We start from the raw sequence: 279 nt of genomic DNA on the forward strand, positions 1-279 counted from the left end.
GCCCTGATCGACCCACGCGACCGCGACACTGGCCACACCCTCGCCCGCCGCGCCCGCCGCACCTTGAGCCTGGACCTGGACCGAGAGTTCGGGCGTTTCAGCGTGGGTGCCAGCTGGCAGGCGGTCAGCAACAGTTATGACGATGAGGCCAACCGCAACCGCATCGGTGGCTATGGTCTGCTGGGTTTGCGCGGCAGTTGGGCGGCTAGCGACGAACTGAAACTCGAAGCCAAGCTGGATAACCTGCTGGACCGCAGCTACAGCCGCGCCCTTTACAGC

General features: G+C 65.6%; 1 protein-coding gene. It reads left to right on the plus strand.

Going from position 1 to position 279, the window contains the following annotated elements; all coding sequences use genetic code 11:
* The coding region (locus tag FQ664_RS25885; RefSeq protein ID WP_144175851.1) for a TonB-dependent receptor domain-containing protein at nucleotides 1–279 on the plus strand (279 nt) is incomplete at both ends.

The sequence above is a fragment of the Pseudomonas persica genome (assembly GCF_900291015.1).
Taxonomy (GTDB): Bacteria; Pseudomonadota; Gammaproteobacteria; order Pseudomonadales; family Pseudomonadaceae; genus Aquipseudomonas.